At 45.3% G+C, this 21,821-nt stretch carries 21 protein-coding genes and 1 other RNA gene; 6 read left to right on the top strand and 16 right to left on the bottom strand.

Annotated features, from left to right (window positions below; all coding sequences use genetic code 11):
• Nucleotide 1: 1 nt before the first annotated feature.
• Nucleotides 2-895, bottom strand: coding sequence for a 1-aminocyclopropane-1-carboxylate deaminase/D-cysteine desulfhydrase (locus MUK70_RS30145; protein WP_234656548.1), 894 nt, complete (start codon nt 893-895; stop codon nt 2-4).
• Between the two features lie 40 nt (nt 896-935).
• Here MUK70_RS30145 and MUK70_RS30140 point away from each other — a divergent pair, with 40 nt between their 5' ends.
• Nucleotides 936-1,967, top strand: a complete 1,032-nt coding sequence (locus MUK70_RS30140; RefSeq protein WP_234656547.1) for an RluA family pseudouridine synthase — start codon at nt 936-938, stop codon at nt 1,965-1,967.
• Nucleotides 1,968-2,013: 46 nt separating this feature from the next.
• Nucleotides 2,014-2,457: a GNAT family N-acetyltransferase gene (locus MUK70_RS30135; protein ID WP_234606982.1), complete on the top strand. Its 444-nt coding sequence runs from the start codon at nt 2,014-2,016 to the stop codon at nt 2,455-2,457.
• On the opposite strand, the gene trmD is transcribed toward MUK70_RS30135, so the two are convergent.
• The 10 genes from trmD to fabG form a co-directional block, all read right to left on the bottom strand.
• A complete protein-coding gene (gene trmD, locus MUK70_RS30130; protein ID WP_234656769.1) occupies nt 2,454-3,131 on the bottom strand; it encodes a tRNA (guanosine(37)-N1)-methyltransferase TrmD in 678 nt (225 codons plus the stop codon). The genes MUK70_RS30135 and trmD overlap by 4 nt on opposite strands.
• Nucleotides 3,121-3,684 carry a ribosome maturation factor RimM gene (rimM, locus tag MUK70_RS30125; RefSeq protein WP_234656546.1) on the bottom strand — a complete coding sequence of 188 codons (564 nt, stop codon included), beginning with the start codon at nt 3,682-3,684 and terminating at the stop codon, nt 3,121-3,123. Before rimM ends, trmD begins: the two co-directional genes overlap by 11 nt.
• An 87-nt stretch (nt 3,685-3,771) precedes the next feature.
• Nucleotides 3,772-4,530, bottom strand: a complete 759-nt coding sequence (locus MUK70_RS30120; RefSeq protein WP_234656545.1) for a 30S ribosomal protein S16 — start codon at nt 4,528-4,530, stop codon at nt 3,772-3,774.
• A gap of 141 nt (nt 4,531-4,671) precedes the next feature.
• Nucleotides 4,672-6,180: an OmpA family protein gene (locus MUK70_RS30115; protein ID WP_234656544.1), complete on the bottom strand. Its 1,509-nt coding sequence runs from the start codon at nt 6,178-6,180 to the stop codon at nt 4,672-4,674.
• 55 nt (nt 6,181-6,235) lie between these two features.
• An RNA gene (gene rnpB, locus MUK70_RS30110) (RNase P RNA component class A) lies at nt 6,236-6,644 on the bottom strand.
• Between the two features lie 106 nt (nt 6,645-6,750).
• Nucleotides 6,751-8,091: a DUF4403 family protein gene (locus MUK70_RS30105; protein WP_234606978.1), complete on the bottom strand. Its 1,341-nt coding sequence runs from the start codon at nt 8,089-8,091 to the stop codon at nt 6,751-6,753.
• Nucleotides 8,092-8,185: 94 nt separating this feature from the next.
• Nucleotides 8,186-9,169 carry a Smr/MutS family protein gene (locus MUK70_RS30100; RefSeq protein ID WP_234656543.1) on the bottom strand — a complete coding sequence of 328 codons (984 nt, stop codon included), beginning with the start codon at nt 9,167-9,169 and terminating at the stop codon, nt 8,186-8,188.
• Between the two features lie 59 nt (nt 9,170-9,228).
• Nucleotides 9,229-10,143, bottom strand: a complete 915-nt coding sequence (locus MUK70_RS30095; RefSeq protein WP_234656542.1) for a DUF2279 domain-containing protein — start codon at nt 10,141-10,143, stop codon at nt 9,229-9,231.
• A 10-nt stretch (nt 10,144-10,153) separates the two neighbouring features.
• Entirely contained in the window at nt 10,154-12,229 is a 2,076-nt protein-coding gene (locus MUK70_RS30090; protein WP_234656541.1) for a VWA domain-containing protein, read from the bottom strand.
• 25 nt (nt 12,230-12,254) lie between these two features.
• A complete protein-coding gene (fabG, locus tag MUK70_RS30085; RefSeq protein ID WP_234656540.1) occupies nt 12,255-13,001 on the bottom strand; it encodes a 3-oxoacyl-[acyl-carrier-protein] reductase in 747 nt (248 codons plus the stop codon).
• Between the two features lie 146 nt (nt 13,002-13,147).
• On the opposite strand from fabG, the gene MUK70_RS30080 reads away from it, so the two are divergent.
• The gene (locus tag MUK70_RS30080; RefSeq protein WP_234606973.1) at nt 13,148-13,861 is read left to right on the top strand and encodes an SDR family oxidoreductase; all 714 of its coding nucleotides are present in this window, start codon (nt 13,148-13,150) and stop codon (nt 13,859-13,861) included.
• Between the two features lie 142 nt (nt 13,862-14,003).
• Here MUK70_RS30080 and MUK70_RS30075 read toward each other — a convergent pair whose 3' ends face one another.
• The 3 genes from MUK70_RS30075 to MUK70_RS30065 are packed head-to-tail and all read right to left on the bottom strand — an operon-like array spanning nt 14,004 to nt 16,621.
• Nucleotides 14,004-15,074: a hypothetical protein gene (locus MUK70_RS30075; protein WP_234656539.1), complete on the bottom strand. Its 1,071-nt coding sequence runs from the start codon at nt 15,072-15,074 to the stop codon at nt 14,004-14,006.
• A complete protein-coding gene (locus tag MUK70_RS30070) occupies nt 15,071-15,709 on the bottom strand; it encodes an ABC transporter ATP-binding protein (protein WP_234656538.1) in 639 nt (212 codons plus the stop codon). The genes MUK70_RS30075 and MUK70_RS30070 overlap by 4 nt, the downstream gene beginning before the upstream one ends.
• Nucleotides 15,710-15,733: 24 nt before the next feature.
• Nucleotides 15,734-16,621 carry a hypothetical protein gene (locus tag MUK70_RS30065; RefSeq protein ID WP_234656537.1) on the bottom strand — a complete coding sequence of 296 codons (888 nt, stop codon included), beginning with the start codon at nt 16,619-16,621 and terminating at the stop codon, nt 15,734-15,736.
• A 343-nt stretch (nt 16,622-16,964) separates the two neighbouring features.
• Between MUK70_RS30065 and MUK70_RS30060 the strand changes: the two genes are divergently transcribed.
• Nucleotides 16,965-17,999 (top strand): isoaspartyl peptidase/L-asparaginase family protein, encoded by a 1,035-nt coding sequence (locus MUK70_RS30060; protein WP_234656536.1) that lies wholly within the window; start codon nt 16,965-16,967, stop codon nt 17,997-17,999.
• Between the two features lie 23 nt (nt 18,000-18,022).
• Complete coding sequence (locus MUK70_RS30055; protein ID WP_234656535.1) at nt 18,023-19,441, top strand: alpha-L-fucosidase; 1,419 nt, start codon at nt 18,023-18,025, stop codon at nt 19,439-19,441.
• On the opposite strand, the gene MUK70_RS30050 is transcribed toward MUK70_RS30055, so the two are convergent.
• Together MUK70_RS30050 and MUK70_RS30045 are read right to left on the bottom strand one after the other, a co-directional pair.
• Entirely contained in the window at nt 19,438-19,722 is a 285-nt protein-coding gene (locus MUK70_RS30050) for a type II toxin-antitoxin system RelE family toxin (protein WP_234606967.1), read from the bottom strand. The two genes, MUK70_RS30055 and MUK70_RS30050, sit on opposite strands and share 4 nt — an antisense overlap.
• Nucleotides 19,716-20,003, bottom strand: a complete 288-nt coding sequence (locus MUK70_RS30045; RefSeq protein WP_234656534.1) for a hypothetical protein — start codon at nt 20,001-20,003, stop codon at nt 19,716-19,718. Before MUK70_RS30045 ends, MUK70_RS30050 begins: the two co-directional genes overlap by 7 nt.
• A gap of 210 nt (nt 20,004-20,213) precedes the next feature.
• Between MUK70_RS30045 and MUK70_RS30040 the strand changes: the two genes are divergently transcribed.
• Nucleotides 20,214-21,677 carry an alpha-L-fucosidase gene (locus tag MUK70_RS30040; protein ID WP_234656533.1) on the top strand — a complete coding sequence of 488 codons (1,464 nt, stop codon included), beginning with the start codon at nt 20,214-20,216 and terminating at the stop codon, nt 21,675-21,677.
• The last annotated feature ends 144 nt before the right edge of the window (nt 21,678-21,821 follow it).

The following is a 21,821-nucleotide window of genomic DNA, read 5'->3' as shown; positions in this document are numbered from 1 at the left end:
CCTATAATTTAAGCAGTCCCTGCACTCCGCCTGTATGCACGGCAACAATCGTCTGTCCTTTCTGAAAGTGATTTTTATGAATCAAATCAAAAAGTCCATACAGCATTTTGGCGGTGTAAACTTGTTCAAGCTGGATACCAAACGCTTGCCGGAATTCAAGCATAAATGTGATCAGCTCCTGGTTCCATTTGGCATAACCACCAAAATGGTAATCAGTAAAAAGCTGCAAGTCGCCGGAATGTTGCCCATTTAACAAGGCATGAATATCCTTTTCTAGAAATTCTCCGCCTTTTAATGCTGAGAAAGCAAGCACATTCACGCCAGCAGATAACAGTCCGGCAGCCGTTCCCCCAGTGCCCACAGCAACGGCAAAGTAATCAGGCACTTGGGCCAATTGCGCTTTTATTTCCGGGACAATTTCGCCCACACCTTTTAATGCCAATGCCGACGTCCCGCCCTCCGGAATTATAAACGGGTAATCAAACCTGGCGGCTAGCTCTCGCAAGTAATCTTCGGAGTTCCTGAGCTTATACTCTCCGCGCGACACAAAATGCAGTTGCATGCCTTGGTCTAAACAAAATAACAACGTTGGCGAGAGCTTATCCGCTAGTTCCTCGCCCCGCACTATGCCAATTGTTTCAAGCCCGAGCGCTTTTCCGGCAGCTGCCGCTGCATATAAATGATTGGAAAATGCACCGCCGAATGTCAGCAAACGCCTATTCCCTTGTGAGTCAGCTTCGAGCAAATTGTATTTCAGCTTCCGCCATTTGTTACCCGAAACCTTCGGATGGATTAAATCGTCGCGCTTGATGTACAGCTTGATCCCAGCCTTTTCCGTGATGGCATTGGAAAGTTCCTGGATCGGCGTTGGCAACACGGCACTTAGTAAATCCACTTATTTTGATAATTTTGTTTACAATAAATGACCAATTGGAATGTCCGAAGACAATATTGAGATTGCCTCAGAAGAAGATGATTTATTTGAACATTACAGAATTGTTGCTGACAAAGGTCAGGGACTGATCAGGCTGGACAAATATTTGAGCCTCCATGTTGCGAATGCTTCCCGGACAAAAATACAAAATGGAATTGATGCAGAAGCCGTAAAGGTGAATGGCCATGTTACCAAGGCCAGTTATAAAGTAAAGCCTCTTGATGTGATCACGCTCTCGCTCCCTGAGCCACCCCGCGATACGGAGATCATTCCCGAGAACATTCCGCTGAACATCATTTACGAAGACGAAGTGCTTTTAATTGTCAATAAGCCCACAGGCATGGTGGTGCATCCGGCATTTGGCAACTGGACCGGAACGCTTATCAATGCACTGGTTTATCACTTTCAGCAACTTCCCACCGGCAGAAACGGCGAAGGACGGCCAGGCCTGGTGCATCGCATCGATAAGGACACATCGGGTTTATTGGTCATTGCAAAAACGGAATTTGCAATGACATTTTTGGCTAAACAATTCTCCGATCACACCATTGAAAGGACTTACAATGCATTGATTTGGGGTGAGCCAAAAGAAGAATCTGGCACAATTACCGGCAACATTGGAAGAAGTGCAAGGGACCGGCGCGTGATGGATATTTTTCCGGATGGAAGTCAGGGCAAACATGCTGTGACACATTACAAAACAATCAGGTCGCTACGATATGTTACGCTCATTCAATGTAACCTTGAAACGGGTCGCACGCACCAGATCCGTGCGCACATGCAGCACATAGGCCATCCGATTTTCAATGACACAGTTTATGGTGGGGACAAAATCCTGCGCGGGCCTTCAAATGGAAGTTATAAGGCAATGATCAACAACCTTTTTGAATTGCTTCCGGGACAGGCATTACACGCGAAATCATTGGGATTCATTCATCCTACTACCCGGCAATGGATGCAATTTGATACAGATCTACCATCCAATTTTCAGGCAATTTTAGAAAAGTGGGAAAACTTCACAGACAATCAGTAGGAAATGATGTATTTTGACCTCTTTCAGAATATTAATTGACGATACTATGACAATCTCGACCCGCCAAGGAAAACTAGAAGACATCCCTGCCATTTTCGAATTAGTGAAGGAGCTGGCCGTTTATGAGCGAGCGCTTAACCAGGTCACCAACAATATTGAAAAAATGACCCGGGACTATAATGAAAAGCTGTATGATTTCTTCGTTGCCGAGTCGGATTCAAAAATTATTGGCATGTCGCTTTACTATTACCGTTATTCGACGTGGAAGGGAAAGAGATTGTATATGGAAGATATCATTGTCACAGAAGACATGCGCGGAAACGGAATTGGAAAAGTACTTTTCGATGCAACTGTGGCAGCTGCCAAACAAACCGGTTGTACAGGCATGTTGTGGCAGGTGCTGGATTGGAATACATCAGCCGTTGGTTTCTACCGGAAATACGGCACCAACTTTGACAACGAATGGATCAATTGCAGTCTTGATTTTTAGGGTTTTAACAAATCCGGCCTGCGTTCCCTGGTGCGCTGGATGGACTGCTCGTAACGCCATTCTTCAATTTTAGCTTCGTGCCCTGACATCAGAATGTCCGGAACCTTATGTCCTTCAAATTCCGCAGGGCGCGTGTAAACGGGCGGTGCCAGCAAATTATCCTGAAATGAGTCGGTCAATGCAGAAGTTTCATCATTAAGCACACCGGGAAGTAAACGAATAATCGCGTCGGACAGCACTGCTGCGGCTAATTCGCCACCAGAAAGGACATAATCGCCAATGCTCACCTCTTTGGTAACAAACATATCCCGCACGCGCTGGTCAACGCCTTTGTAATGTCCGCATAGCATAATGATGTTGCCCTTCAATGAAAGTTGGTTCACCATATGCTGCTGCATGAGTTCTCCGTCGGGTGTGAGATAAATTATTTCATCATAATCCCTTTCCTGTTGCAAGCTGCGGATACATTTTGCGATAGGCTCAATTTGCAAAACCATTCCCGCTCCCCCACCAAATGCATAATCATCGATAGTCCGGTGCTTATTTACCGAATAATCCCTAATATCATGCACCATTACTTCCACAAAGCCACCTTGTTGGGCTCGTTTCAGGATAGAATGTGCAAAGAAGCTATCCAGCAGATTGGGAACGCAGGTTATAATATCAATCCGCATCATCCGGTGTATTTTCAGAATCAGAATTGTCAAGATAAACTTCCAGCAGGCCTTCTGGCAGATTGACAATGAGCTGCTTATTTTCTTTATCAGCCTTTAGAACAATGTCGGCTGCGGTTGGGATCAGCACTTCCACACTCTGATAATCCATCGCGATCAGATCCTGCCCGTTTAACGAATACACTTCGCGCACTGTTCCAAGCGTGCCGACAGTTTGATCTACAACCGTAAAGCCTTTGATCTCATGATAATAAAACTCCTCATTGCTCAGCTCTTCCAACTCGTCCAGTGACAGGTAAAGGGAGCTTCCGACCAGGGCTTGCGCTTTTTCTATTGTATTAATATCCTCAAACTTTACAATCGCATTGGCTTGCTTTTGCAAGTTGAAATTTTCTATAAAGTAAGGAACCAGTTCTCCTTTGATTTCAACATAAATTGCGTCGAGATCCTCATATTCCTCGGGATAATCCACGTCAAGAAAAATGACAACATTGCCCGCTGTTCCGTGCGTGCGAACGATATAACCTAATAAATAACAATTATCCTGTGTCACCTGCTTATCAAATAATGGTGTAGTATAAAACAATATGAGTCTGCACGGATCACCGACAGACTCATAAATAGTGTATTTAAACGCTTATTACTCAGCATTTTTCTCTGCTGATTCATCCGTTTCAGGAGTTTCAGTAGACGCTGCTGCCTCAGGAGCAGGAGTTTCAGCAGGTGCTGCAGTCTCAGCTTCCGGAGCCTCAACGGGTGCCGCCGCTTCAACTTCCGGCGTTTCAGCAGGAGCTGGTGCAGCTGCCTCAGCTTCCGGAGTTTCAACAGCTGCTGTTTCTTCAACGACTGTTTCTTCAACTGCTACTTCGTCAGAAACTTCTTCTGTTACTGTGTCGACAGCCGCTTCCGCTTCCTCTACTTCAGGAGCTTCTTCAACAGGAGGCGCGTTTTTCTTAGCGATTGCTTCTGCACGGCTCTGGTTTACTTTGCGTTCAGCATCAAGTCTGGCTTGTTTGTCAGAATCTTTCTTCTGTGACAATGAATCAGCAGCAGTCGCTTTACGATCTGTTTTAGATTCTTTCCATTCATCAAAACGTGAATCAGCAACTTCTTGCGTGATTGCACCTTTAATAACGCCTACTTGCAAATGTTTTTTAAGCATAACGCCTTCATGTTGCAAAATAGAACGTGCTGTATCAGTTGGTTGTGCGCCTTTCAAAAGCCAATCAACTGCTTTGTCTGCTTCCAGAACGATGGAAGCAGGGTTCGTTCCCGGGTTGTAGATACCCAATTTTTCGATGAAGCGACCATCACGTGGTGCTCTGGCATCTGCGACTACGATATCATAAATCGCCTTCTTCTTGCGTCCACGACGCGCCAACCTAATTTTAACTGCCATTATTGAATTTGTTATGATCGGGAACTCGTCCCTAAATTAAACAGGGTGCAAAGGTAAGCGAAATTCCTGAATTCACGAACAGCGCGCACAAAAAAAGGAAGGTAATTGCTTACCTTCCTTTCAATATGTCTTAAACAATTCCTAAGGGCGGAAACCGGCAGGATATGTTGAGCGAAGCGTGTTGTTTGGCAAAATCTTGATCTCAACACGACGGTTGGATTGTAAGCCTTCAACTGTTGTGTTTTCAGCAATCGGGCGGTACTCTCCATAATGCTCGATAATGATACGGCTAGGATCTGTAATTCCAGCGCGGATCAGGAAGCGCTTGGCAGCATCAACACGACGACGTGAAAGTGAAACGTTATACGCATCCGAAGCACGGGCATCCGTGTGACCAACCAGAACGATACGGCAGTTTGTACGCATGTTCAAAAGCTCAACCACTTTGCTTAGCGTTTCTTTTGACGGGTTGCGGATAATGGCTTTGTCAGTATCAAATTCGATGTTGCTGAACAATGCTTCGCATTCGTCTTTCGGCAAATTGTTTTTGATAGCGTCTCTGATGATTTTATCAAGATCCATTGCAACTCCACCACCCGAAACGATGCTTCCGATTGGCGTGTTCGGCTCTTTATCAAAAAGATCTGCTACACCGTCACCGTCTGAATCAGTATAAAGGCGTGGGTCAACCGGCTTAGGCATGTTTGCTTTTGCGATTGAATCCGCATCTTCCATTGTAGGATTGTAAGGAATCGGGATTAAAGACTGTGGATTTGCCCAGCGCAAGTGGTAACGGCCGCTTCCAGCATCATACTTGCCTTTTTTCGCCATTACTGCATTCTTACCCAGCTTGTAAGTCAATGCAATCGTTGCAATTCCGTAAGCGTCGTTGCCTGACTCTCCTTTTGCAAATGTCCAGATGCCTGCTTGTGTTGAGTAATCACTCAATCCACCAACTGTTGCATCCAGTTTCTCAGTATTAACAAAGTTATGCGTGTAATCTAATCCCAAATCAAATCTTGGTGTCAGTTCGTAATGTACAGACAGACCGACAGGCATTACCCATTCACGTGTATAGGTTGAACCATTACGTTCCCACTTTCCAGCTGTTTTGGAACTGGCATCTGTGTTAGTAGAAAATTTATCCACTTGCCCAGTCGTCACGTTAATATAATCTACATCCGTGTGGTAGTAAATGATACCCCAACCTAAATGTGCATCCACTTTCCATCTGCGTAATTTTTTATAACCAAATAGCAAACGGTTAAGATTGGCTGTTCCGTCCAGGGAAACCTGAACGAACGAAGGGCTATTGAATGTAGCGTTGTACTCGTGATTAGTGAGTGAGCTGATGTGGCCCGCTTTTGAACCTTGCAGACGGCCATTGAATCCTACGATCTGAACACCGAAAATGGGTGAAAGCTGTTTGTTAATGGATAAACCCCAGCCACCTGTTAGTTTCTCGTTGTCTCCGCGTTTGAAGCCATTGTACTCAGTTAAATCTCCGAAGAATTTGGTAATCCCTCCGTAACCTGTGATAGACCAGGTGTTCATTTTATTGGGTCCTTCGTACGTTCGATTTTGGGCGGACGTATTCAAACTCAGTAGGGACAAACAAATCAAAGCAACGTAAAGATTCTTTCTCTTCATGGGAAACACCAGTTATGTGATTCAAATATTCACTATTTATTTAACTCAAAATCAGAAAAAAGGTAAGCCAGTAAGCCGGATTCTGTTACTCACATTGGCAAGCCAATGTTACGTTCCTACCATTTATCCAGGATTCCAGTCACCTGGAACCTCTAACGATCTACCCGTGTCAATGTCCCGAGAGACGGGGACGAGCAGCCCCACGGATTGACACCTATTTGATCTTTCAGCCCGTAAGGTTTACCGTGCCTCTGTGGTCACCCAAAGAGCGGTGGTCTCTTACTCCACCATTTCACCCTTACCATGACACATAAAAAACATGCCAGGGCGGTATAATTTCTGTGGCACTTGCTGTCAGCAATCCGTCTCCGGCCTGCTGCCTTCCCGTTAGGAAGTACGATGCTCTTTGCTGCCCGGACTTTCCTCTCCGGCCGAAACCGCAGCGGTAGGTCAGCTTATTCCTTTCCTCTGACCACAAAGCTAAGAAATACTTTCTTTCGATCAGCAGTCAATATACTATTAAAAGTAAAAAATTATGGCAAAGACGCGGATTATTGTCGAAATTTTGTTTCAAATTCCCTTTAATCCGTTGACCTTCAAATTCACATTTCCATTCGCAAATACAACAGAATAAAGGTGTTCCGGTGTTAAATAAACTCTGTCAGGTGTAATATCCGTTAAGTTCCCTTTCAAAATGACACCTTCGGTTACTTTTAAGTTTGACAATGCTTTTTGGATCGTTTTCTTGGCATCAATGATCTGTGCGCCGACAGGAAAAACCATTTTTCGCTCCATCATTCTACTAAATTGCCCCTGCAAAAGCCAGCCCGCAGTTTTCACAATTGAATTCTTTGTATCAAGATCATAATCAAGCCCTTTCAGGGATAATTGCTGTGTCAAGGGGTCATAATAAGGCACACCTTTCAGATAAATGTCCCCATTTATGCTCCCCTTCAAGCCTGCTTTGATCACCAACTTCTCGTTTTGACCATACATATCAATAGAAGTGACCTCAACATTATATTGGCCAGCAAGGAAAGAGAACTTTTCTCCCGCAAATTTAGCAGTCGCCAACCTTGCGGCTTCCGCATAGGAGACCATGCTGATCAATCCAACTTTAAAATCCTCCGGAACTTTGCTCACGATCTGCAAATCAGGCAATTTCAAAATCGCAGGAATTGCCGGCTTGTTTGCCGAAGTAATCGTTTGTGTATAACCTTTAATGCCGATCACTGATCGTAGAACGTTGTTTTTTGCCAGTAGAGGGGTCATGACAACCGCTGTGGGCACAATTGTCAGCCAGGTATCAAATTCCTTTGACAGCAAAACGGGCTGCCGAGCAATGTTCCAGGCCAATTCAGCATTCTTCTTCAATTCAATGTTGCTGGCTACCTGCTCATCGATCGCTTCGGTGATCTTGTCGAAATTTTTATTCAAAAGCCGGCTCGCCATGCTTTTGATCGGAATGTTTATGCCAGCCACCTTGACGTTCGGATCGGAAATCCAATCATAGCTGTCCACATACGTTTCTGATTTAATGGCCCAGTTAGAAGCGATGCCGATTTTTGAGATCAGCCGGATCTTGATGGAAAACTCCGTATCCTTATAACCGGACATGGTTATGCCCAAAGGACTGATCTTGTATCCTGCACTAACCCAGATTTTAAGAGGGACCTCGAACAAAAAAGAGGAGTCTATCGCAACGACTTTAATCGGGCTTATTTTCCAGACTTTGGCTTTGAGATTGTCGTTATCTTCGTCCTCGTAGCTATTATCCTCGTATATTAATCCCTTTATTTTCGCGTTGATCTGGTTTTCGATTTCCGAAATAGGGATTTCCACCGGAACATTCAAAACAGACAAATGCTTTTCGTTCTGAATCTGATTATCGGAGTATTTGTATTCTTCCATAGGCGCTTTCGGAGAGGTGCTTTTAGATCGGCATTGCCATATGCTGAGTGCAAATGCCATTAGAAACAATACATTCAGGCAATTAACGAGCCACTTATTTAATCTTAACGAGGGTTGCACCGTATCCGAATTTTTCTTTTTGAGCGTCTTTAAAATAATTTACATGCTGGTTTTTCCCCAGCCTTCTGTGCAACTCAGTCCGCAAAACCCCGCTTCCGGCGCCGTGAATGAATGTTATCTCCTCCATTCCATTCGCTATGGCAGATTCAAGGCTGCTTTCAAATGTGGAAAGCTGCGTTTTAAGGATAGAATCATTTGATAGCGACCCTACATGTTTCGTCAGTTTTTCAATGTGCAGATCCACCACCTGCTCGGGTTTTTCCAAAACAGGGGTTTCAGTCTTGGCCCCGCCCATTAAGCTCGTTTTCAAATCATTGGAAAGATTTTCAGGGCTAACATATCCTTCCACTTTTGGATTTTCCTCGTCAATCTGATAAACGAACGCTTCCTTTCCCAACACAGGTGCTTTGCCTTTGTTTTTGTAAAATGATTGTGCCCTGCACTTGATTCTTTTGCTCAAAGTCTGGGGCTGCGCGTGGTTGCCTTCGCGGTAATAAAGTATTTTGAATTCAAACACCGGCCACGTTTCAAAATCCTTCATGATCAGTTCCGATAACTTTTGCGCGGTGCGTGGTTGCAACACGCCACCTGCCAGGCCCGCACTACGCTGGTCGTTCATAGCCACTGCCGTAAACGGTAAAATCCAATCCGAATTATTGACAATATGCAGCGTAACCGTCCGGTCATTCACCGGGACGAACGCCAGATAAATGCCTTTTTCTGCAAACGGCGCATTTCTGGGCACAATCGTATCGATTTGTGACCCAATTTTCTTAGAGTCTTGCTCCTTCACCAGCCGCTGACTTTCAATTGGTGAAATGGTTACGATCTCATTCCGCAAGACAGGGATCCGAAATCCGTCTTCAATTTCTATCTCAACAATGTTACCAGGTAGAAATGCATAAATTACGCCTTCCTCCCGTCCGTGCACAAGCCTGACTTTATCTCCTATATTCATATTTTTATCTGTTTGAAAGAATGCTGCGCATTACAACATTCACATTTTAGCAACAATTGTTAAAAGTAAAACGGTTTAAAGTCGATGCCTTTTTTGCTGATCTGTAAAGCCGGGGCGGGAATCTTGATCGAATTGGCAAAAAAACCGATCGTTTTGACCAGCTTGCTTCTTGTCTTAATTTTAGTCAAATCAATGTCCAGCGACAAATAATATTGCCGATAAGGGCGATAACCGCGCTCAATGCTCTTACCTTTTTCAGCAGAAACCATGTTATGAATGCCATAACCGACTGAAAAACAGAGCCAGGAGGGCCAGCCGCTGTTTTTGAAAAACGTACCGGGGCTGCCTGAAAACCAGTAAGTCTGCCCATTGTAATCTTTCAGCCAGCTTTCCGAACGGTTGCTGCCCAGCAGTTCCGGCCGCACTTTTGACAATGATGTATAATGAAAAGAAAACTTCGGCTGAATACGCACTTCATCCCAAAGCGCGATCTGGCCCAGATAAATGACGGATCCAGAAATGTTAGCGATCATATCCCCCGGTGAAAAGCCGTAATCCGGAGAAAAGCCATCCAGGATTTCAATAGGCGTTTGAAAAATTATGCCTGAAATAGCGCCATAGACCAGCATTTGTCGTTTTGAAATTCCCGTTTTCCTGTAAAGTTCGGCAGTGTGTCTTGCAATCTGATACGATGTGTAAACGTGCCCCATTTTGTCCATTTGAAGCCACTCGCGCGTGTCATCCTTAAATGTAAACTTTGTCAGCGGATTTTTGTACCAGGATTTACTGAGGCCATAAATCGTGCCGAGGTAGAGCACTGACTGCGCTGCAAAAATGCCCCTTAGCAACGCATAATTCGGTTTTAGCGTTTGGCCTGAGTCGTTTGCTATCGGCTCAGTTTGCAAAGAATCAGTTTGAGCAAGTACCGGGTTGAGAGGATGAAAAGCGAAAACCAGCGGCAGAAATAATCGCACTAAAAGCGTTTTAATATCCACCATGATACTTTCTAAGGCCCCATTCAGCGCCGAGCAGCAAAACCAAAAGGAAGAACAGCCATTTCATATAGATAATCTCGACCATTTCTTCGCTGCTGTCCAGCCGATCGGCAGGGCGGTTTTCTTTTAGTTTTGAGATAAAATCCGCAAAAGCAGCAGGTGTCGTAAATGTTCCGCCCGAGCGACTGGCCAACTCACGCATCATGCCGAAATCAGCCGTAGTATTATTTAATTCAAGATCTGCATTGCTGATTACAAACTGCCCATTCACTTTTTCCTGACCTGAACGCAATGATGTTGAAGCTGCGAAACGGTAAACGCCATCTGCCAATCCGCTCACATTGAACCTCGGATTTTCCTTGGAATGTGTATAAGTAAACTGCTTCGTCACACCTTTCTCATTGGTAACATCCAGCTTCACTTCCTGACCAAAAATGGGTTCGTAAATGTCATTATATATCTCCGTTTGAAACACGACCTGCTCCCCAGCCTCAAACTCGCTCCGAACCGGGTAAACACGAAATTTCCGCTTATCCTCACGCACCGAAAGCACCTGGATCAGCTTCTGGAACAGGTTATCCACCACTTCCTGCTTGTTCGTTTGCGCAAATTCTTCCTGCCTCCACTGCCAGATCCCCTCTCCCGCCAACACGGCTGTTTTCTGGCCGCCATTCGTATTTAAAACTAAAAGCGGTTTGCTCGTATTTAATGTTCCAACTTTTTGGAACAAAATTGTTTCGGTTCCCGACGAAATGTTATAATCGCCGAAAGGCACAGATAATGGTGGAAGCCGTTCGAGCAATTTAAGTTGTTCCGGATCAAAATTCAGTTGCTGGAAAGCCGGATTGAAGCGTGCGGTAACCTTGTCAACCTGGTTATTGGTGGCATTAATGGTCAGTGACCGGTTCAAAGAGTTGGCAAGCTGCACCGCTGATTGATTGCCTAATATAAAAAACAGCGGCGTTTTGGATTCAATAAAGCTGCGAACCTGCGCATTTCCCATTCCTAATACGTTAGGGATCTGATGTAAGATGATCAGATCGTAGGGTTTCGCGGTTGCTACGGGCGTATTGGATATTGATAAAATTTTAATATCCAGCTCGTAATTGTCATTTGCTTCTATCAGGCTCCGAATGCTTTTAATGTCCGGATGCGGCGCGAGGGCCATCAACAAGATCTTTTGCCTGCCGTCGATAATGTCGATATAAACGTCCTTTCTGTTATTTTTTGGTGAAGTTTCGCCTGCTACGCCGCTCAATTCCAATGTATAGTGCTGCACGCCTTTTTGGCTGGATGATGCTTTGAAATCGACAGCTTTAAAAAAAGAAGGTTTATCAATCATCGCCTGCTGGCTTGAAATGACCCGCCCATTTTGTTTTAATGTAATGGTTGTGGATTTTCCGGCAAGACCATTAGCGGCGATTTCGGCACGGACAGGAAACTCATTTCCGAGATAAGCGATCCTGTTGCTGATCACATCCTTGATCCTGATATCCAGATCCGGAACTGTGTCGCCCACAGCCAATGTGTTCACCCTGAATGGAAAACGATTGTAAGCCGGTGAAATTCCCTGGTTAACAATGCCGTCTGAAAGCAATATTACGTCCGTGAGGTTTCTTCCTTCAAAGTTCGTTTTCACGGTTTGCAGCATTTCAGACAAGTCCGTTTTCTTAGCGTCGAAACGGATGGAATCGGCAACCGGCGAACGGGAATCTTTTCCCAATGTTTGCACACTTACCTCAAAACCGGACGATTCCAGGTCTTTAACCGCATTGGCAACCTGTTTCATCATCGCCGACCCCGGCCCTTTTACCGATTCAGAATTATCGATTGCGAAAACGATTTTGGCTTTATCAACGGAGGTTTCCGTCTTACGGACCAGCGGGCCCAGCAGCAAAAAACAAATCATTCCAACAGTCAGTCCTCTCAGCAATGCCAGCGCATAGTTCCATTTTTTTCCCCAGGCAGCTGCTGGCTGGTAAAGCATGAACGCATACGCAGCGCCTGCCACCAAACAGAAGACAATAAACCAGTAAGGGGTTTGGAAAATGAGTTCGGACCGCATGTGTTAAATGTAACGAAAAAACATGCTATGTCAACATACCGCCATCCACTTGTAAAACCTGGCCGGTAATGTAGCGCGAAAGGTCAGAAGCAAGAAAAACGCAGGCATCGGCAACCTCTTCGGGCTGGCCTCCCCTCTTCATCGGAATCGATTGCTTCCATTCGTCCACCGCTTTTGAATCCACTGCATCCGTCATTTCGGTTTCAATAAATCCCGGCGCGACGGCATTCGAGCGGATGTTCCGTGAGCCTAATTCGAGTGCGATTGATTTGGTAAAACCAATGATCCCTGCTTTGGAAGCGGCATAATTGGACTGCCCTGCATTGCCGCTGATCCCAACCACCGAAGTAATGTTAATGATAGACCCGCTTCTGGCGCGCATCATGCTCTTGGTTGCTGCTTTTGTAAGGTTAAAAACAGATTTCAAGTTAATCGTAATCACAGAATCCCATTGTTCCTCACTCATGCGCATTAGTAATCCGTCACGTGTTACGCCCGCATTGTTGATCAGCACATCCAGCTTGCCAAAATCAGCGATAACATCCGTAACCAGCTGATCCGCAGCTTGAAAGTCAGACGCATCCGAACGGTAACCTTTTGCTTTTACACCGAATTGTTCCAGTTCTTTCGTCAGCGCTTCACCTTTTTCAACACTGGATAGATAAGTAAATGCAACGTCAGCTCCTTCCTGAGCCAGGCGCAAAGCAATGGAACGACCGATACCACGTGATGCTCCGGTTACCAACGCGACTTTATTTTCTACTAATTTCATAAATGGGGATAATTCTGTCAAAATGATTTTGGTGGACAAAAATAGGATTTTAAAGGGCACTGGCAAAAAAGAACACATAGAAACCTTCTGGGTTGGCTTGCTGTTAACCCACTACATTTAATTTTTGTTTACCTAAATTGAAAGCAATGGCAGAAACAATCAAAACAGCGCTCATAACAGGCGGCTCGAAGGGCATAGGCTACGGCATTGCAGAAGTGCTTATAAAAGAAGGCATACACGTGGCAATCACCAGCCGTTCCAAGGAAAGTGCCGACAAGGCAGCAGCGTCATTGAATCAGATAAAAGAAGGATTTGCCATCGGCATTGAATCTGATGTAAGAAATCTGGAATCTCAGCAAAAGGCTGTGGACGCCGTTGTTTCCAAGTGGGGCCAGTTAAATTACTTCATCGCAAACGCAGGTGTGGGACATTTCGCTCCTATTAAAGATCTCACTGCCGAACAATGGCAGGAAACGATCGACATTAATCTGACCGGCGTATTTTTCAGCGCAAAGGCGTCATTAGCAGCCCTGACGCAAACAAAAGGCTATTTTATCAACATTGCAAGCCTTGCAGGAACCAACTTCTTTGCAGGCGGAAGCGCGTATAATGCGAGCAAATTTGGATTAGTCGGCTTCTCACAAGCCATGATGATGGACGTGCGGGACGCGGGCGTTAAAGTGACGACGATCATGCCCGGTTCGGTTGCAACAGAATTCGGCGACCACAAACCATCCGAAAAAGATGCCTGGAAAATCCAGCCCGAAGACATCGGCCAGATCGTTTCCGACCTGATCAAAATGCCAGCAAGAACATTGCCAAGCAAAGTGGAAGTAAGGCCTTCCATGCCGCCGAAGTAGGGCAGGAAGTTTAGGGTTCAGAGTCAAGAGTTTAAAGTCAAGAGTTTAGAGTCAAGAGTTTAGAGTTTAGAGTTTAAAGGTTAAAGTCAATAGTTTAAACGCTAAACTTTACCCTAAACTCTAAACTCTAAACTCTTAAACTCTAAACTCTATACCAGCGCGGGTAAGCTAAAAGCGTAAACGCTACAAACATTCCGGCGATCAACAAAACCGGGATTTTATACAAAATCAACAATGTAAGCCCGATAAAGCCAAAAAGAAACGCTTGAATGCATTCGTCAAGCAAACCTTCTTTTTTGTAAAAAAATAAGTGAGCAGCGACCAGAACAGAAAGTCCCAAAACGTAAAGCTGCATAATTTCAAACGCGGATAATGCGCCATTTCGAACGCTGACGAGCGTTTCTGGAACTATAATGATGGCATGGACCAAAAATATCCGCCCTATCCTGCGCCATCGTGATACCGGTAAAGATCTTCCCCAAAGCCAGGTTTCGCTCTCCCATTGATATAATTCAAATGAAATACCAATGTTCAGTAAATAAGCCAGCGATAATCCGACGGCAGGAAGTCTGAGGTCGTATTGGTCTGTTGAATAGTAAAGCAATGTGCCTAATGTGAACAACATGGCACCCAGCTTACCAGCCAGCAACGTCACACCTTTTTCCTGAAACAACCATTCAAGCGACCACCAGGTCCAGGATGCAAAGCGTTTGAAAGGCCATTTGAAAAAGCGCGTTTTACTTTTTTCAACATATAGCTGCGGGTTCGTGATCCGCCATGCTGCGGCTCCCCCAATCATAATAATAAGCAGAAAATAGTAAGGAAAAATGGGCCATAAACCAGCCAGAAGCTTGTCCTGAACTGCAACTGCAATCAGATAAACACCATAATAAATCAACGGTTGCAAAAAACCAATGGCAAGCAGTGTAAAACGAAAAATCCGTTGAAGAAGCGGCCAAAGCCTGACATTATATACAAATGTATATTCCGGACGCTTCCAGAGCGTGATCAGAAACTGCGTACACATTAATGTATACACGAGCCAAATTGCACCCAGATAGAGCATGCCATTGGATGCCGTCAGAAAGAAAACCGCGAATGCGTGATGCTCAGCTCCGCTTAAAAAGCCGAACAGAAGCGCCAAAAGCACAAAGAACATTCCTGCACGCTGCTTGAAAAACTCCGTAACGGTAACCAGCAGCAATGTTTTCATACATCCCAAACGGCAGAAAGTGTCTTATTTTTGAGAACAAATGTTTCGGTCACATCCAAGCCTTCGTCGCGGAAAGCCTCGTGCGACGAAAGCAGGAATGTTGCGCCGTCAGCCCGGTATTCGCGGATTAGCGCAAAAAGTGCAGCCCGTGCTTCCCGATCAATGGTGATCAGCGGTTCGTCGAGGATAATCACGGAAGGCTTTCCGAGAAATGAAACGGCAAGCGAAACTTTCTTCACCATTCCACTCGAACAACTGCCAAATGGAGTTTGCAGATAATTAATCCCCAAAGCATCAATTAGCATTTCCGATTGGCCTGCCGGGCTTTTCTTCGCCTCAGCTACAAAGCTGATCAGGTCACCAGGCGTCAGAAACGAAGGATATAATGGCTCCGCCTCCCCCAGGTTTATGCGGAGCCTGAAATCAACAGGATGTTTTTTCAGATCATAAAGGCCGTCGAGCACGAGCGAGCCGGTGTAAGGAAGCATTCCGGCGATCGTCCGGAAAAGGGTGGACTTCCCCGCGCCATTTTCGCCCTGAATCCAGAAAATCCCCTCACCAATTTCCCAGGAAGCAATACTCAGTATTTCCAAATCGCCATATCGCTGGTGAAGGTCGCGGATCCGAAGGGTCATTTTAGTGAAGAAAAAAATGATGCATTATTCCTGATAGCCAAATTCGTCTTTAAGAACTTGTAATGCAACCGCTTCTTCATGTTTATACAAATCTTTATTAAACATCGCATCATGGCCCGCATTTCGCAAACTCACCCAACTATGCGTTGCAAAAGGATCATAATCGAAATGCTTGAATGAATGGCCCATATTGTTCAAATCGGCAAACCATTTCACGCCCACATCCAGCCGGTCATACGCGCCGAAAGCAGCCGCTTTTCCTATCGGCAATGTATCATTTCTGGTTTTTTGAAGGTCAATAAGAGCAACATATTCGTTCAGGCGACATTCAGGAAGTGGCCATGGCGTTGCCGGATCCACCACTCTCGGATAGGCATGCGTGCGTGACTGCGGGTAATCCCTTGCCAATTGCAGCACTTCTTCATAAGGCGGTTTGTATGTCGTGTAAATTTCGGGATAACACAATTTGGCCTCATAAGCAGGACAACCCCAACATTGCCCGATCCGCCCGATGCCTGATGCCGATCCCAGGCCTTCGAGATATTCTTTAACCAGATCTTTTTTGAAATAAACATCATTATGAAGCACCAACAAATACTTCTGATCCGACATTTCCCAGGGATACTGATATCTGATCGCATGTCTGAACTTCTTGAACTTCAAAAGAAAAGGGAACTTCACGTTGTTTGTCCAAAGCCATACACTCGGTTTGTAATGCACGATCTTATCCCCGAAATGATCCAGAATAAATTTGTATTTCGAAGGTTCCGGCTGCCTGGCTTCTTCAACAAAATAAATTTTATTGATCCACTTCCCGGAATGCTTCATTAATGTATACAGCGTAATGGCGGTTTGATATGGCTTACCATAGGCATTTATAGCTACATCAACACTTGATTCGAGAGGGTTCATTAGAATTAATAATGGTATGACATGCAGTATTAATTAGGCTAATTTATTAGTTTCTTCCAGATACAAAAACTTGGACCCTGAAAATGTCTCTTATAAAATGTTAAATTTCAAAAATTGCCACTCCCGTTCGTTTAAAATCAGAATATTAAATGGCAAGCCGACATAATCGGCAAATTGTCTACCAGGCGAATCCGTTTTAACAAAATAATGTTACAATAATTGTTATCCACCTGCGGAAATGTATATTTGAAAAAATTTTAAAAACGATTTCCGTATCATTAAAATTTATATTTAAGCTAAAAATACGTTTCAAAACTCGCCTGTCCACCCTAACCGCATTGAGATGACTTCATCACGCCGTTCATTTTTACGCCTGTCCACGCTCGCGCTGCCGCTCGCAAGTGTTCAAAAATTGTTTGCAAAAAATGTCGTCAAAAAACCCCTTGTAATCTCGACTTGGGATAGCGGACAGATCTCCAACGCTGCCGCTTGGCCCGTACTGGAAAAAGGCGGCAAAGCGCTGGATGCAGTGGAACAGGCCGCTATTGCCATTGAAAACGACATCAATTGCTGCGTAGGCCTGGGCGGAAACCCGGACCGAGACGGCTTCGTGACGTTGGATGCATGCATTATGGATGAAAAAGCCAATTGCGGTTCGGTAGCATTCCTGGAACGGATCAAACACCCTATTTCCGTTGCCCGGAAACTGATGGAAACCACACCACACGTTTTCCTGGCCGGCGTAGGCGCTCAGCAGTTTGCAGTAGCAAATGGTTTCAAACTGGAACCAGCAAAGCTTTCTCCCGACGCTGAAAAATCTTATAAGGAATGGTTGAAAAAGGGCGAATACAAGCCTGTTATCAACATTGAACATCAACAATCCAAAGGACAAAAAGGCCACGGTCCATTTGCACCGGCACGCCTGGAAGACGGCTCATTCAATCACGATACAATGGGCACATTGGCCCTGGACAACAACGGTGACCTGTCTGGAATGTGCACCACCAGCGGCATGGGTTTCAAAATGCGCGGCAGGGTTGGTGATTCGCCCATCATTGGTGCAGGTTTGTTTGTAGACAATGAAATCGGCGCTGCGACTTCCTCAGGACAAGGCGAAGAAGTGATCCGGGTTTGTGGCACGCACCTCGTAGTGGAGTTCATGCGCTCAGGACTTTCACCTGAAGAAGCTTGTAAAAAAGCCATTGAACGCATTGTTAAGCCCAATCCGGAGCGTGCGAAGACATTCCAGGTCGGTTTCCTTGCCATTAACAAGCAAGGCGAAGTTGGTGCATATTCCGTTCAGAAAGGCTTCAATTATACAGTTACCGAGCAAGGCGGAAAAGGCGTGGTTATTAACGCCAAAAGCTATTTTTCCTGAAAACCCACATTTAAAAATCTAAAATGAAATTGAAATCTACATGGCTTGCCGCTGCACTGTTGTTCGGCGGTAGCATTCACGCGCAGCAGCATTCCGAGCAGGATCATTCCAAATACGTTGCACCGACAGATCCGTTGGTTAAAGAAAAATTGAGCAAATGGCAGGACGTAAAGTTCGGGTTGCTCATGCACTGGGGAACGTATAGTGCGTGGGGAATTGTAGAATCCTGGTCATTATGCCCTGAGGATGAAGGCTGGTGCGAGCGAAAAGGCCCGCATTCACACGATTGGTTTGAGTATAGAAAAGCCTATGAAGACATTCCTAAAACCTTTAACCCTGTAAAATTCAATCCGGAACGCTGGGCGCAGGCTGCTAAAGGAGCGGGCATGAAATACGTCGTTTTCACAACCAAGCACCACGACGGTTTCGCCATGTTCGATTCCAAATACACGGATTATAAGATCACCAACACGCCTTTCAAGTCAAATCCGAAAGCAAATGTTACCAAGGAAGTTTTGGCCGCATTCCGCAACCAGGGATTCATGACAGGCACTTATTTTTCAAAACCTGACTGGAACACAGATTCTTACTGGTGGCCTTACTTCCCGCCCAAAGACAGGAATGTTTCCTACGACCCGAAGAAGCGTCCTGAAATGTGGAATAAATTCAAAGATTTCACTTACAACCAGATCGAAGAGTTGATGTCGGATTATGGTTCTGTGGATATTTTATGGCTGGATGGCGGCTGGGTAAGGCCTTTCAGTACGATTGACCCTAATATCAGCTGGCAAAAATCGATTCCCTACGACCAGGACATTGACATGGCGCGGATCGCAAAAATGGCCCGATCGCACCAACCCGGATTGCTCGTTGTGGACCGGACGGTAACAGGGGAATTTGAAAATTATGTTACACCGGAACAGTCCATCCCGGATCATTATATGTCCATCCCCTGGGAATCCTGCATAACGATGGGCGATTCGTGGTCTTACATCCCAAAAGAGAATTTCAAATCGACGCAGAAGCTCGTTCACACATTGGTTGACATTGTCGCCAAAGGCGGTAACCTGCTCCTGAATGTTGCGCCTGGGCCGGACGGAGAGTGGCACGAAGAAGCTTACCAGCGCCTGGAAGAAATAGGTAAATGGATGAATGTCAACAGCGTCGGCATCTACGAAACCAAGCCGCTGGCACCTTACCGTGCAGGAAAGTGGGCCTATACCAAAAAAGGCAACACAACCTACGCATTCTACCTGGCCGAAGCAGGAGAAAAGCTGCCAGCAACCCTAAAACCCGAAGGCCTAACCCTTGCCGCCAACGCAAAAATTACCTTAGCAGGAAACAAAAAGGCGCTAAAAACCAAAGCAGGAAACATCGAAATCCCGGCAAAAACAGCCACGGAAATCGGCCAGCAGCCTGCTTATTTATTTGTGATTGATTAGGATTTGGGGGGGAAGGATTTATAAATACTGCCACGACTCAGGATCCTTAACAAAGTGACGTCGGGATGAATGCATTCAATGCCTATCCTCCAATCACCTACGCGGATCCGATAGTAGTTTTCGCCGCTTTTCTGCCCCTCCATTCGCTTGTAATCAAGACCTGAGCTTTCAAGATTTGTTGCAGATTCCAGAATCGTAATGACATTAAAAACCTTTCTTTGAATGTCATTCGGAGTATTTTTTAATTCTTTTTCAAACCTTTTAACATACTGAACTACCATTCCATTTCTTTCTTCAAATCAGCAATGGGAAGGCGCGGTTCTTCGGCATCAGCCCTCATGAGTTCAAGAAAGAAATAGTCTTCAAGCTTTTCATTTTGGATAATGGCTAAAATCTGCTTCATTTCATTTTCGGTCCAGTTCCCGCGTTGCTTTTTAACACTGAATGTTGGAGCAGGCATCCCGATTTGTTCCGCCAAAAAAGCATTTTTATAACCAGACTTATTGATCAGGGCACCCATGTTCTTTTTAAGTTGCATGTAATTTTCGACGATATTTAACATGATAACATTAAAGCTGAACGTTGAAGAATTGGGAAATTATGAATTTAAATTAAGATTTTTGTTATGCTTTCAATCTTTAAATGTGTGTTCTATGTCGACCACTATTTAAAATCAACATCCTAATCAAAAATTAGTGATCTGTTTTAAAAAAACCGATCTTCACTTTTCGAATCACTGCTGACTCTATTTATCAAATATCAATACCTGACGATGATCAAACCCTTAGCCGCACTTGCTTTCTTAACAACTTTAAACGCTTTTGCGCAGACTCCTCCGAAACCTTATGGCGCTTTGCCGGCCCCGAGGCAGGTTGCATGGCACGAAACCGAGGTTTATGGCATTATGCACTTCACTCCTACTACATTCGAAAATAAAGAATGGGGCTTCGGAGACGCTGATCCAAAGACATTCAATCCGAGTGATTTTAATGCGGAACAAATCGTCCTGGCTGCCAAAGCGGGTGGATTGAGAGGCATTGTGCTTGTTGCCAAGCACCACGACGGCTTCGCATTATGGCCGACCAAAACCACTGAATACAACATTTCAAAAAGCCCATTCCGTGGCGGGAAAGGCGATTTGGTGAAGGAAGTCGCGGACGCAGCAAGAAAACACGGACTAAAATTCGGTGTGTACTGCTCGCCCTGGGACAGAAACAGTGCGAAATACGGAACGCCCGATTATCTGGCGCTTTACAGAGAACAGCTCCGCGAGCTTTATACGAATTACGGCGAACTGTTTATGTCGTGGCACGATGGCGCTAATGGCGGCGACGGTTACTACGGCGGCGCCCGCGAAAAACGCGCGATCGATAACACCACTTATTATCAGTGGGATTCTACCTGGACGAACCTGACCCGCAAGCTGCAACCGACAGCCAGTATTTTCAGCGACATTGGGTGGGATGTGCGCTGGGCTGGCAACGAGGACGGAAGCGTGAACGAAACTTCATGGGCGACATTAACACCGAAACCTTCCGAAGGACAGAATGTTGCAGTTCCCGGGCAAGCCAATGCCACCGAAAATCCTGGCGGAACAAGAAACGGAAAGTTCTGGATTCCTGCCGAATGTGACGTTCCGTTGCGCAAAGGCTGGTTTTACCACCCGACCGAAAAACCAAAAACACCAGAAAAGCTATTTGACCTGTATCTCAAAAGCGTTGGCCGTGGTGCAGCGCTTGATCTTGGACTTGCGCCAGATTTGCGCGGACAACTGCACGAAGACGACGTTGCGGCCTTAAAGTCATTCGGCGACCACGTTAAGGCGACATTTGCGACGAACCTGATCGCCCGCGCCGGCTCGAAAGCCGTGAATGTCCGCGGATACAACTCCATTTACAGCGCAAAAAATATCCTGGACAGCAAACCTGAGACCTATTGGGCGACGGATGATGATTTCAAAACACCCGAAGTGGTCATTGACCTGAGCCAGCCGGTGACGTTTGACATTATCAGTTTGCAGGAATTTATCAAGCTCGGACAGCGCATTGAAGAGTTTGCCGTTGACAGCTGGGATGGCAGTGCCTGGAAGGAAATTCACAAAGGAACCAGCATTGGCGCAAAAAGAATCGTTAAACTTGCGACACCTGTGACTACCCAAAAAGTGCGGCTGAGAATCATCAAATCTCCGGTGAGCGTCGCCATTAGTGAGTTCGGTTTATATAAAGATTCCGAGTAACTTACAGAAACATTTTAAGTTAAAGTCACGCTCAAAGGCGTGACTTTTCTTTTTTATTAACGCATCTGTGTTGTCTTTTTGCAGAATTGGACAATTAAATTTTGTTATTCGAATAATTTGCAAAACAGTATTTTATATATAAAT

It is taken from the genome of Dyadobacter chenwenxiniae, assembly GCF_022869785.1.
Lineage (GTDB): Bacteria > Bacteroidota > Bacteroidia > Cytophagales > Spirosomataceae > Dyadobacter > Dyadobacter chenwenxiniae.
This window is presented reverse-complemented; position numbering and strand designations above follow the sequence as displayed.

Excerpts from the sequence above, each read along its gene's own strand:
- MUK70_RS30100 (WP_234656543.1), bottom strand. The coding sequence starts at position 9,169 with ATGAATATAGGAGATAAAGTCAGGCTTGTGCACGGACGGGAGGAAGGC.
- MUK70_RS30040 (WP_234656533.1), top strand. The coding sequence starts at position 20,214 with ATGATCAAACCCTTAGCCGCACTTGCTTTCTTAACAACTTTAAACGCT.
- MUK70_RS30070 (WP_234656538.1), bottom strand. The coding sequence starts at position 15,709 with ATGACCCTTCGGATCCGCGACCTTCACCAGCGATATGGCGATTTGGAA.
- MUK70_RS30135 (WP_234606982.1), top strand. The coding sequence starts at position 2,014 with ATGACAATCTCGACCCGCCAAGGAAAACTAGAAGACATCCCTGCCATT.
- MUK70_RS30080 (WP_234606973.1), top strand. The coding sequence starts at position 13,148 with ATGGCAGAAACAATCAAAACAGCGCTCATAACAGGCGGCTCGAAGGGC.
- MUK70_RS30115 (WP_234656544.1), bottom strand. The coding sequence starts at position 6,180 with ATGAAGAGAAAGAATCTTTACGTTGCTTTGATTTGTTTGTCCCTACTG.
- MUK70_RS30060 (WP_234656536.1), top strand. The coding sequence starts at position 16,965 with ATGACTTCATCACGCCGTTCATTTTTACGCCTGTCCACGCTCGCGCTG.
- fabG (WP_234656540.1), bottom strand. The coding sequence starts at position 13,001 with ATGAAATTAGTAGAAAATAAAGTCGCGTTGGTAACCGGAGCATCACGT.
- MUK70_RS30120 (WP_234656545.1), bottom strand. The coding sequence starts at position 4,530 with ATGGCAGTTAAAATTAGGTTGGCGCGTCGTGGACGCAAGAAGAAGGCG.
- MUK70_RS30045 (WP_234656534.1), bottom strand. The coding sequence starts at position 20,003 with ATGTTAAATATCGTCGAAAATTACATGCAACTTAAAAAGAACATGGGT.
- MUK70_RS30055 (WP_234656535.1), top strand. The coding sequence starts at position 18,023 with ATGAAATTGAAATCTACATGGCTTGCCGCTGCACTGTTGTTCGGCGGT.
- MUK70_RS30090 (WP_234656541.1), bottom strand. The coding sequence starts at position 12,229 with ATGCGGTCCGAACTCATTTTCCAAACCCCTTACTGGTTTATTGTCTTC.
- trmD (WP_234656769.1), bottom strand. The coding sequence starts at position 3,131 with ATGCGGATTGATATTATAACCTGCGTTCCCAATCTGCTGGATAGCTTC.
- MUK70_RS30140 (WP_234656547.1), top strand. The coding sequence starts at position 936 with ATGTCCGAAGACAATATTGAGATTGCCTCAGAAGAAGATGATTTATTT.
- MUK70_RS30065 (WP_234656537.1), bottom strand. The coding sequence starts at position 16,621 with ATGAACCCTCTCGAATCAAGTGTTGATGTAGCTATAAATGCCTATGGT.
- MUK70_RS30075 (WP_234656539.1), bottom strand. The coding sequence starts at position 15,074 with ATGAAAACATTGCTGCTGGTTACCGTTACGGAGTTTTTCAAGCAGCGT.
- MUK70_RS30050 (WP_234606967.1), bottom strand. The coding sequence starts at position 19,722 with ATGGTAGTTCAGTATGTTAAAAGGTTTGAAAAAGAATTAAAAAATACT.
- MUK70_RS30105 (WP_234606978.1), bottom strand. The coding sequence starts at position 8,091 with ATGGAAGAATACAAATACTCCGATAATCAGATTCAGAACGAAAAGCAT.